The sequence below is a fragment of the Caballeronia arvi genome (assembly GCF_001544695.2).
GTDB lineage: Bacteria > Pseudomonadota > Gammaproteobacteria > Burkholderiales > Burkholderiaceae > Caballeronia > Caballeronia arvi.
In genome coordinates, this window is the sequence record NZ_FCOM02000114.1 from 1 (window position 1) to 10,910 (window position 10,910).

Consider the following 10,910-nt stretch of genomic DNA (forward strand, 5'->3'; position numbering starts at 1 on the left):
GCCCCGAATCTGACCGCTGATGCTGGTTCGGGGCTGGGCCGCATTCGTGCGGAGGACATCGCCGCTTTCTTGAAGCATGGTCACGGAGGAGGGCTTGTTCCGTTTGGCAGCATGGTGCAGGTCGTCGAGGACAGCACGCAATACATGACCGACAACGACCTGGCGGCGATCGCGCGGTATCTGAAGGATCTGCCCGCTCAGAAGCCTGCCTCCGCGTACGAGCCTCGGTCTGGTGTTGCGCGCATGAGCGTGCAAGCGTTACGAACAGGCGCGATGGAGCGGCCAGGCACCGGCATCTTCCTGTCGTTCTGCGCCAAGTGCCACGGCCCCGACGGAATGGGCAAACCTAACAAATATCCCCGGCTGGCGGGCAACCCAACCGTGCTCGCGCCTGACGTGACTTCACTTGTGCGCCTCGTGGTGGAGGGGGGCGGCGCTCCCCGTACCGAGCGCGGGCCGCAACCGGAGAAGATGCCCGCGTTCGGACCGAAGCTCACCAGCGAGGAAATCGCGCACGTGTTGACCTTCGTGCGCAGCATGTGGGGAAATGAAGCCGCGCCCGTCACTTCTCGTGACGTCGCGTCGCTCAGAGACGGCATTCACAAATGAGGCGCTGGGTGAGCGCCGGTGGTCATCTGCGAGGGCGACCGCCCCTGGTGTTGAGGCCTGCGAACAATTTAAATGGTATCGGTTACGAACGTTGTTTTCGACTTCGCCCAATCGAGCGTCGTCAGACTGCTGAAGGGAAGTGTCGCTCGATCCTCGCCACGCGAGAGCAATGAAAGATCGTCCTAGTGACACGGGCAAACGGGAATGGCGCGTGCTTCTTAGCTTGTTGTGTCGTGGCTCTGATCGATTGATATGGCCTCGTCTCGCTGATCCCGCGACCGCGGCTCGGATCCTGATTGAAGACAGACGCTCCTTGCCAAAATCGCAACTAGGTCGGCTGGTGTACTACACGGGGCTCGCGAGCGCGCTGCACGGTCCTGGCAAGGAGGGCGTCGTGGCATTAACCGCATGGCACATAGTCATAGTCGCAGCCCACCACTGTGCGCGCGCTCAGTGGTACAAGCGATTCGTGAGTTCGGTTCCTGTGTTTTTGATCCTTATGACGCCCCTGGTAGTGAAAGCGCAAACTCCGTCGCCGCTCTCGGAATGGCAATACTCGGCGGGCGTTCCATTGGAAAAACTGTTTGAGTCAAAGCCTCCTGACTGGCAAGTGCGCCTCGGGGTCGGTGCGGCCTTTCGGCCGCTCTATGACGGCGCGGATCGCTATCATGTGCTCGCCGGCCCGAGTATCGATATCCGGTACCGAGATCTCGCCTTTTGGTCGACCGGCGAAGGCATCGGGATGAACGTGCTCCAAGGCGAAAATTGGCGCGTGAGCGCCGCAGCGGTCTACGATCTTGGTCGGCGAGGACTCGACGATCCATCTCGGCTGAACGGACTTGGCAACATCAACCCCGCGCCGGAAATAAAGCTGGCGGCGGAGTATGTCATATCGAAAGAGTTTCCGCTCGTTGTCCGTGCAGCGGTTACCCGCAGCTTCGGTGGCTCCAACGGTTGGATCGCAGATCTCGGCACCTACATGCCGATGCCCGGCAGTTCCGACACGTTCTTCTGGTTTGCCGGCCCTTCGGTGTCGTTCGCCGACTCGACCTATATGAATAGCTGGTTCGGCGTCAACGCAGCGCAAGCCGCCGCATCCGGATATCGCCCCTATGCCGCGAGCGCCGGACTAAAATCTGCTGGCTTCGGCGTGACCCTTGTATGGTTTATTGACAAGCACTGGTTCATGACTGCGGATGGCGCGCTCAAGCGGCTCCTTGACAGTGCTGCGAACAGCCCCATCACACAGGCCAAAACACAGGCGGGCTGCAACATCTCAGTCAACTACCAGTTCTGAGCGCAACTTTTCGAATGACGATCGATGCGCGAATCACACAAGATCACCTCGGTTTTTGCGCAGAAAAGGCTTCATCTGTTTTTTATCCTGAGCCTGTGGTGCAAGGCCATTCTCGCGATTCCAGAAGTCGTCGCTGGCGTCATCACACTGGTCGCTTCGCGGCGAAGTCTCCTGGCGTTCGTGGTTTGGGTCACCGAGGATGAATTCGCCGTAGATCCGCACGATCTCTTCGCGGGCTTTCTGCTGCATACCGTGCAACATCTTTCTGTCGGCACACAGGAATTCGCCGCGATATATCTGCTTGGTCACGGAGTAATCAAATTATGGTTGATTGTCGGTTTGCTGCGTCGACGACTTTGGTACTTCCCGATAGCGATCACGGTCTTCAGCTTGTTCGTTGCGTACCAGCTTTACCGGTACACCTTCACCCATTCCCTATGGCTGCTGCCCATCACGGACTGGATTTCATCATCATCGCGCTTACCTGGCACGAATATAGAGCGCTACGATCGCAGGAGACGGGGCGCATAGACGGGTAGACAAGCTAGCACGGCTTGAACGCTTGAACGCTCCGACGAATCGCTTCGCGCCCTTCAAAGAACCAGGCGATCGCCTGGTAGGTGCTCTTTTGAGTTTCGATATCGCGCCGGACGATGTACCGAAATCACCTCAAGCTCAGGTTCGTTCATCTTTGCTTGTTCGCGGCATGTCCGTGGTGCCTTTGTCGTCCGTTTCATCCGCGGTCTGCGAGCCGTCGGACGAAGTTTCAAGTTGTTTGCGCGCTTGATGCCAGAATTCCTCGGCACCCCCTTCTGGGCTACCTCCTTCTTCCCAGAGGCTGTAGGCCAACGCGCGTATTTGCCCTTCGGTAACAGGCACTTCCATGTCTCTCTCCCCATGTGTCGGCCCGGCCACCCGGAGTGAAGGTCGTGAAATCCAGCACGATGTGACCGAAACGAGCAGGATTTGATGGCGATAGGCGAACCGGAGACCCTGTGTCATGACTGATCGTGACAGATCGTGACGGAGGCGCCAATTAGGACGTTTCCCGAAGCTACGGCTGCTTTGAAGAGGTCGACGAGTGAATCTTCGAACGAGGGACGGCGCCGTCCTCGGATCGTGTTAGCAGTTCTCGCCAAACTCGAATGTCGCGACCGGCGACCGCGGAACGGTTACCTTTCAACACCTCAAAATGAGTCGCATTGTCCGCGCGCCAAAAGCGGATATCGAAGCTTTCCTCGCCGAGTTGCAGATCCTTGAGCGTAACGTCGCTCAGCCAAGGCGGCAGGTCCGGATCGACGAAAAGCATCTTGTTGGGCGCATCGGGTTGAAGGCCAAGCATGGCGTACAACAGCGAGAAGACCGATCCCGCTGCCCAGGCCTGGGGAACATTCGCGCCGAGGTATTGGACTGGGAAGTTCGATCCGTTGCGGCGAAGGCCTGCATAAAGTTCGGGTAGCTGATTGAGCGCGAAAAAGCGTCCGGCCTCATATACATCATGAGCGACCTTCGCGGCCTGCGTCGCATAGCCGTAGCGTTTGAATCCTTCGGCGATGAGGCCGTTGTCGTGTGGCCAGACTGCGCCATTCTGGTAGGAGTAGGGATTGTAAGTCGGGTGGTCGGCCGAGAGCGTTCGTATGCCCCAACCGCTCCACATGTCCTCCTGCACGAGCCGTGAAACGACGCGACCAGCGCGATCTGCGGGCACGATCCCGGACCACAAGCAGTGGCCTGGATTGGAGGCAACACTCAGCACCTTCTTCTTGTCCCCATCGAGTGCGAGCGCATAGAAACCTGTCTCTTCATCCCAGAAATCGGAATTGAATCGTGCGAAGAGATCAGCAGCCTTTGCTCGCAAGGTGCTCGAGCGGGCCTTGTCGCCCAGCACATCATAGATCTTCGCCATTCGCAGCCACGCATCATAAACGTAGCCTTGCAGTTCGCATGTGGCTTTCGGGGCTTGAACTGGTTTTCCGTCCGGATACACGATAGCTTCGCCCGCATCCTTCCAGCTCTGATTCTCAAGCCCGGCGGGCGAGCGCGTTGCGTATTCCTGGAAACCATCACCGTCAAGGTCGCCGTATCTGTCGATCCAGTAGAGACAGCGCTCGGCGGCGGGCAGGTGCTGTCTCAGCAGCGCAAGGTCTCCGGTGCAGCACCACGCGGTATGCAACGCAATGAGGTAGAGCGGCGTTGCGTCCGCCGTCCCGTAATACGGCGAGTGAGGAATTCGGCCGAGATAAGCCAATTCGCCAAGGCGCAGTTCGTGCATGATCTTCCCGGGCTCCGCGTCGCGATAGTCATCCCACTCGGTTGCCTGACGCGCGCCCAGTACTTCCAGCGTTCCGCGCGCAAAAGCCGGATAGACCAATGACGTCTGCAGCGAAGCGATCAAGCTGTCGCGCCCGAATAAGGCAACGAACCATGGTAGTCCCGCGGCCGGCACGACGTGTGTGACATCGGGGCCGGGGGTAGGGGTTATCACCCGCAGGCGAAGCGCGGACAGATCATCCGTGGCCTGGCGAAACAGGCGGCGGACCGTGTCATTGCTGCTGTCGAGTTTGAGCACAGCGCTTTGCCACCGTCTAAGCCGCGCGCTATTTTCTGAAGCATCGTCGTTGTCACCGCAGCAAATGCTCGGTGCCGAGAAGCGTTCGCAGCCGTCCGAGAGATCGTATCGAAGGCAGCAGTGCCAGCGTGCGGCGTGCTCTATCGTAATGTCGAAGGTGATACGGCCATTCGAGTAGGCGGCCGCGGTATCGTTGTTATCGACCGACACTTCAATTGTGCGAACGAAACCCTCGTTGCGATACGCGGTGGTGAGACGCTCCTGGGGCCCAGACCAAGTCGTCGTGATGCGGCCGCGCCGGACGAAGTTTCCCGACTTCACCTCAAAAATATCGGCGAAATCGCTGCGTATCGCTATCTCGAGGTTGAAGCTTACCTTTGAGTTACTGTAGTTAATGAGGTCGATATCTTCGTGTAAGCCGCCGCCAATCTCACGACTGAGCGTGAGCCCGAGTGTATGCGGCAAGACCTGGCCAGCCTCGGTCGTCAGTGCACGGTTCGTCAGAAAAATGCGCGCAGCGAAAGCGGCGGTCGTCCCGCCGTTGAGCAGAGCCCACGGTTCACCGTTCGCGTAGATCGTCCAACTGCTGATCACGCGAGTATCGTAGAAATATAAACCCTTGTTTGTTCTCCCGACGATCTGGCCATCCGGTTCGGTCAAGAGGACAGCATGGCCTTGGTGGATGGCAAGCTGCGGCGGTCCTACTTTGACCTCGAGCGACATCTTCATCTCCCTTGCTGCGGATCATGCGGAAAACCGCCAGGCATCCGATAGCAGTCGGTCCGCATCATCCCTCCTCTCATTCTAGTCTCGCGACATTTCAAATGGCCCGGGTGGCTCAACGAACGCCTGCTCTATAACCCCTATAACATGAAGACCCGCTACAGGAAACTTTGGCCGCTTCAAAATCGCGGAACAAACAGCGTGCTTGGTTCGCCGCTTGCCCGTCAAATAGGCGCAAGCGCCTATACTGAATTGTACGAAGGCGACGAATCTCGCACGACGATCGGAAAGCATGAGATCTTGCAGCGCACCTCGCTCTAACCAGCTCAACATCAGTCAGGCAAACGATGACTATCGGATGTCCAGAATGCGGTGCGCTCGAAGACGTCCCGCCACTGAATCCTCGCTCTATCGCACGCTGCCGGTTGTGCCAGTATCCGCTTGAGCGGCGAAGCGGCCGCAGTCTCACGGCGGCGCTCGCCTGCGCCGCGAGCACCTTCCTGCTGTTATTCCCCGCCAACTTCGCGACACTCATATCCGTTCGCCTGCTGGACGGCGAGCGTACATCACTGCTCGCGTCAGGTATCGTCGGAATAGGGCGCGAAGGATGGACGATACTTGCGCTGTTGCTCGGTCTGTTTGGCATCGTGCTGCCGTTCGTGCGCTTCGGCGGCCTCGTCGTCGTGCTTGGCGCGATCCGCTTCGGTAAGCGATTTCGCAGCATGGGCGCGCTCTTTCGCTGGACGCTTTGGCTCGATGTTTGGGCCATGCCCGATGTCTATCTGGTCGGCTGCTTCATCGGCTATGCCCGCGTGACGCAGAATCTGCATGCGACGATTGGCGCGGGCGGCTATTGCTTCATCGTGGCGGCCATTCTGTCGATGATCACACGCGCAACGCTCGACCGGCGCTTCGTCTGGCGTGCCATTGCTCCGGATAACCCGCTCGATGCGCACGGGCCCATGTTGTCCTGCACGACCTGCGATCTCATCGCGCCACAGGCCTGCCACGGGCAACGCTGCACGCGATGCGGCGCACGTCTCTTCGAGCGCAAGCCCGATGCCGTCACACGCGCCACGGCGCTCTCGCTTGCCGCGCTCGTGCTGACGCTGCCCGCGAATCTCTATCCGATGACCATCTCGATCCAGCTCGGCAAGGACGTGCCGCACCGGATTATCGACGGCGTGTACGAGCTGTTTCATGCCGGCCTGTGGCCGTTGGGCATTCTCATCGTGTGCACAAGCATCGTCATTCCAGTCGCGAAGCTCCTGGGTATGGCGTGGTTCATCGCATCGGTGTGCCTCCAATCGCCGCGACATTTGCGCATGAAGGCGCATCTTTATCGTTGGATCGACGAGTTAGGGCGTTGGTCCAACGTCGACGTATTCACCATTGCGGCGTTCGTGCCGCTGATCCGCTTCGGGGATGTCGCTTCCACGCGCACCGCGCCCGGGGCGACGGCATTCGCGCTGGTCGTATTCCTGACGATGGCCGCATCGCGCTGCTTCGATCCCCGTATGATGTGGGACGCCCGACAGGGGAGACCGACATGACGCAGACCCGGCTGCGCCGCACGCGCGCGGTGGTGCGCCGAAGCTTTTGGCCGGGCTTGATCTGGTCTGTGCCGCTCGCCGCGTTCGGCGTAGTCGGATGGCTCGGCGTGCAGGCGCTCATGCATGGCGGCGAAACGGTGACCATCATCTTCGACAATGCCTACGGCATCAAGGCCGATGAGACCGATGTCACGTTACACGGCGTGAAGATCGGGGATGTGCAAAAGGTGGCACTCGATGCCGACGGCAAGCACGTCAACGTCGAGGCGAAAATCGAACGCGCCAGAAAGAACGATCTACGCAGCGGCACGAAGTTCTACGTGTTCGGAGCGCAGCCGGACCTGAGCGATCCGTCCTCGCTCAAGGCGCTCGTTTCCGGACCGCAGATCGTGATGGAGCCGGGACCTGGCGCACCCACACGGCGTTTCGTCGGAAACGATCGTCGTCCGGCGCTAGCCCCGACACATGCGCCGACGGTCAGCTACGTGGTGCGCTTCACGGGCGCGGTCGGTGGTTTGAAGACCGGCGCCGACGTGGAGTTGCGCGGCTTTCATGTCGGCACGGTAACGAGCGTGCAACTGCGCTACGACGCCGCGATGGGTTTGTTGAGCACGCCCGTGCAAATTGCGCTAGAGCCGGCGCAACTCGGTATAGCCGGCGCGAACCTGCCGCTGAACGGCGACTGGCGGCCGTCCGTCAATGGGATGCTCGAGCGGCTCGTCCGTGACGGCTTGCGTGCACGGCTGGCGCAGGACCCGCCGCTCATTGGCTCGCGCAAGGTGATGCTCGACTTCGTGAAAGGCGCACCAGCAGCGGCGCTTGGCCACGAGGGCGGCGCGCTAGTGATACCGAGTGTCGAATCCGCCGATATCGACGACATGACATCCAAGGCCGATCAGATCATCACGAAGATCAACGAACTTCCAATAAGGGAAACAGGCGACAAAGTGCGTAGCCTGGTTGCCCGCGTCGATGCACTCGCCGCGTCGCCGCGCATCGACGACAGCCTGAGACATATCGATCGCGCCGTCGCACAGATCGATCAGACGCTAAGCCAAGTGACTCCGCAGATCGCACCGCTCGTCGCGCAATTGCGGGAGACGGCAGGTGCAGCCGATGAAGCAGCCGCTGCCGCAAGCCGGACGCTCAACGGCGACCCGACGCGGCAAAACGATCTGCCGAGCGCACTACGCGAACTGAGCGACGCGGCACGCTCGATCCGAGTGCTGGCCGACTATCTTGATCGTCATCCCGAAGCGCTCATTCGCGGCAAGCACGGAGATGAGCAATGACAGCCAGGAGCGCCAGGTCGGTTTCAACATTTGTCGCGATCGTGGCCGCCGCACTGCTTTTACATGCCTGCGCGAGCAGTCCGAAGACGCAGTATGTCACGTTGAACATTTCGCCCGGCAACGCGTTGCCCGTCGTGCAGCCGATGCATCCGGTGCAACTCACGGCACTCCATATCCCGGAGGCACTCGATAGGCCCGAAGTGGTGACGCAGCCCGCGCCGAACCGGTTCGAAATTTCGGAGACCGAGCGTTGGGCCGCGCCGCTGGCGCAGTTGATGCGCCTTACGCTGGCGCGAGATCTGGAGACGCGGCTGCCAGGAGGGGTACTGGTGTTTCCCGAGTCGCCGGTGCCCGATGGCACGCGCGTGCTCGTCGTTACAGTGATCGATATCGGAGTCCCTGCCGACGGCGAGTTGACGCTGCAAGCGGAGTGGGCGCTCGTTTCGAGAAGCCCGGTTCGGACGGAGCTTGCGCAGCGCGCCACGCTGCGTAGCCCTCTAACAGGCGCTGGCGCTGAGGCCAAAGCCGCCGCCCTGAGTCGCGCGCTTGGGAAACTGGCGGACCAGATCGCTTCTTCGTTGGATGGTCGATAGTGGTTCTCATGCTGTTACAGGACCCACTTGAAACGGAGGTAGGGGCATGTCTTCGCCGTCGACGAACGCGGACGCGCAGCGAACGGCAAAGCCAAACGCACTGCTCTCGTTCGCAAATACGCCGAGTGTGCCCAACGAAGTGGCATGTCCATCTTCTTCCTGAATCGACGCTGTTGCTACGAACGATCGCCCGACTCGGGCGATTGTCGGCTGGATGGCGACGCCATGATAGTAGACGATCATGGATTCCTCCTCTTTGCTGGCGCAGCCGTCACCGAGCATTGCGGCGTTGCCCCAAGCGCATGTTCAGCCATTTGGCCTATTTATGTAGCTTTGACAAGAAAGCCGGGCGCGTGCTCTCAACGACCAAGGCGCATCAACGCCAAGATCGGACACGGCGGTGGCTGGCATAGATTGTTCAAAGTCGTGGTGCTTTTGAACGACCCAAACACGCAGCAAGCGGTCCGGCACAGTGCGGCTAGTCGGTCACGCTTGCACCGGCGACCTCGAAAAGCACGCCGCAGTTGACTCGGTCCAACAGCAACGCATGGTTTTCGCCCGTCCACCAGCGCGTAAACACACTTTCGTGCCGGTGTCCGATCACGATGAGGTCGCTCCTCAGAGAGTCAGCCAAACGTGCGATCTCGTCCACAGGGTTACCGACGAGAAGGTGTCCCGTAACTGCAACTCCCCATCCTTGCAACTTTTCAACCCCTTCCTGCAGGATTTCCCTCGCCGCCCGTTCGTCCAGGTCGAAATTAACGGATGACAACACGTCGAACCCCCGAGCCCAGTAAGAGCAGTCCAACATCGCCAGCAGATGCGTCTCGGCTTCTAGTCGTTTGGCAAGTGCCGCGCCGCATCTCAGCGCAGCGCGTCCCTCGGACGTGCCGTCGTAGCAGAGAAGAAATCGATCGAACGGTGCCATCATTGCGCTCGGATCATGGGACACAGTGCCCGTCTAGTTAAAGACCGCTCTAGGTGATCATGGGTACTGCCTCAATGAGTGCCAGGCCGAATACGGCGCCGACCGTGGCACCCACGAGTCTGGGATGCCATCGATCGAGATGAAGCGTTGAAGACAACGCGCCCATCAGTATTACGCCCAGGAGAGCGAACACAACCAATATCATTCCTATTTCGAAATCGCTGGTGATCAACATGACAGACTCCCTTCGCCGCGATGGCCATCGTGACTTAATTATATATCACGTTGTGATGTATTTGGCATTAACGACGGAGTCCGGCAACCCGGATGCTTTGTTTGCTTTCCCATCATGAGCTTGCAGACGAGAAAGCACGCCACAGTGGCGCGCTCGACCCTCTTCCTACGACGTAAACATGCAGCGGCGTACTCGGATAATCGCGACAAGCTGAAAGGCGCGGCGGCCAAACCTACGCCGGTCGTCGCTGCGAGAAGCCTTCGCCTAACGGGGTCCCCCGCATGTATTGTCAGTGCTCTGCGCGGCAGTCCCCTTGTGCATAGGCTCAAATCAAATCGCCTTATGGGACCCTCCAGAGGGACGCTTCGAAATGGCGAACAGGTTCATCGTGCGCTCGGGGACGAAGCGGGATGCTCGATGGCATTCGCGGCTGGTTGCCCGGTCTGCGCAGGCTGTGGAGCGGCCTCCAGATCGACCCAGTCATACCGTACACTCGCAACGGCCTGCCGTAGGGCGTCATTTGCTTCATAGTACTTATGTTGGGAGATCAGCCTCGCAGCATCATGATGTAGTCAAAGATCTTGCTACGGTCCTCGTGCGCTCGTGCGCGCCACTCCACGATCAAGATTTAGCCCCGCCGGCTGCGATCCGCTTGCGCAATGCGGCCTTCTTGTCGGCCATCTCTTTTTGCACCTTTGCATGCGGGACGTTCGGCCGTGGGTCATCTAACGACTTCTGCACCTGTTCACGGAACCACTTTTCATACGCGGTAGCGTTCGAGTGTGCCTGCTTCATCGCCTCCGCGCGATCGGGGCGGCTCGGCCGGTCGAGCTCGGCTTCATCCGGCCGCCAAGCTTCCAGCGAGAATCGCCCGTTCTGCAAGCCCAGTGCGCGGATCACCTCGAGCGCCTTGATCGGGTTGCGGAAGGCGCGCGGCCGGCGATTGTTCGAGGTGACTAGTACAACATCCCCTAATTGCCTTTAATAATTATCGGGCTGCAGATAAGGCTGTAGGAGCGTGACGACGACCTCGACCATCTCGTCGAGTGAGCCTGTGCCCGGCAGCGGCTCCCATCGCCCGGTGTGGCTGCGAAAGGCGGCACTATAACGA

11 protein-coding genes and 1 pseudogene are annotated in these 10,910 nt (G+C 59.8%); 6 read left to right on the forward strand and 6 right to left on the reverse strand.

All coding sequences use genetic code 11. The features are described from left to right. From AWB74_RS42275 to AWB74_RS42285, 3 genes are all read left to right on the forward strand, one after another. A partial coding sequence (locus tag AWB74_RS42275) for a c-type cytochrome (protein WP_143749479.1) occupies positions 1-609 on the forward strand: 609 nt, incomplete at its 5' end. A gap of 499 nt (positions 610-1,108) precedes the next feature. Further along, on the forward strand, positions 1,109-1,906 hold the full coding sequence (locus AWB74_RS42280; protein ID WP_087039540.1) for a MipA/OmpV family protein: 798 nt from the start codon (positions 1,109-1,111) through the stop codon (positions 1,904-1,906). 24 nt (positions 1,907-1,930) lie between these two features. Then, a complete protein-coding gene (locus AWB74_RS42285; protein ID WP_235024919.1) occupies positions 1,931-2,437 on the forward strand; it encodes a DUF2127 domain-containing protein in 507 nt (168 codons plus the stop codon). 144 nt (positions 2,438-2,581) lie between these two features. On the opposite strand, the gene AWB74_RS42290 is transcribed toward AWB74_RS42285, so the two are convergent. Together AWB74_RS42290 and AWB74_RS42295 are read right to left on the reverse strand one after the other, a co-directional pair. Further along, positions 2,582-2,791: a DUF2934 domain-containing protein gene (locus tag AWB74_RS42290; protein WP_087039541.1), complete on the reverse strand. Its 210-nt coding sequence runs from the start codon at positions 2,789-2,791 to the stop codon at positions 2,582-2,584. A gap of 169 nt (positions 2,792-2,960) precedes the next feature. Continuing rightward, on the reverse strand, positions 2,961-5,198 hold the full coding sequence (locus AWB74_RS42295) for an amylo-alpha-1,6-glucosidase (protein ID WP_061152481.1): 2,238 nt from the start codon (positions 5,196-5,198) through the stop codon (positions 2,961-2,963). Positions 5,199-5,545: 347 nt separating this feature from the next. Here AWB74_RS42295 and AWB74_RS42300 point away from each other — a divergent pair, with 347 nt between their 5' ends. The 3 genes from AWB74_RS42300 to AWB74_RS42310 are packed head-to-tail and all read left to right on the forward strand — an operon-like array spanning position 5,546 to position 8,636. Beyond that, complete coding sequence (locus tag AWB74_RS42300) at positions 5,546-6,751, forward strand: paraquat-inducible protein A (protein WP_061152475.1); 1,206 nt, start codon at positions 5,546-5,548, stop codon at positions 6,749-6,751. Further along, the gene (locus AWB74_RS42305) at positions 6,748-8,043 is read left to right on the forward strand and encodes an MlaD family protein (RefSeq protein WP_061152476.1); all 1,296 of its coding nucleotides are present in this window, start codon (positions 6,748-6,750) and stop codon (positions 8,041-8,043) included. The genes AWB74_RS42300 and AWB74_RS42305 overlap by 4 nt, the downstream gene beginning before the upstream one ends. Continuing rightward, a complete protein-coding gene (locus AWB74_RS42310) occupies positions 8,040-8,636 on the forward strand; it encodes a PqiC family protein (RefSeq protein WP_061152477.1) in 597 nt (198 codons plus the stop codon). The genes AWB74_RS42305 and AWB74_RS42310 overlap by 4 nt, the downstream gene beginning before the upstream one ends. A 6-nt stretch (positions 8,637-8,642) precedes the next feature. Here the strand turns inward: AWB74_RS42310 and AWB74_RS42315 are convergent, their stop codons facing one another. The 4 genes and pseudogenes from AWB74_RS42315 to AWB74_RS42330 all read right to left on the reverse strand — a co-directional run. Next, positions 8,643-8,879, reverse strand: coding sequence for a hypothetical protein (locus AWB74_RS42315; protein ID WP_061152482.1), 237 nt, complete (start codon positions 8,877-8,879; stop codon positions 8,643-8,645). A 235-nt stretch (positions 8,880-9,114) separates the two neighbouring features. Then, entirely contained in the window at positions 9,115-9,564 is a 450-nt protein-coding gene (locus tag AWB74_RS42320; protein ID WP_061152483.1) for a universal stress protein, read from the reverse strand. Between the two features lie 49 nt (positions 9,565-9,613). Next, the gene (locus tag AWB74_RS42325) at positions 9,614-9,799 is read right to left on the reverse strand and encodes a hypothetical protein (RefSeq protein ID WP_061152478.1); all 186 of its coding nucleotides are present in this window, start codon (positions 9,797-9,799) and stop codon (positions 9,614-9,616) included. Positions 9,800-10,420: 621 nt separating this feature from the next. Further along, positions 10,421-10,780 (reverse strand): annotated as a pseudogene (locus AWB74_RS42330) (antitoxin PaaA2 family protein); the annotation flags it as partial. Positions 10,781-10,910: the final 130 nt, after the last annotated feature.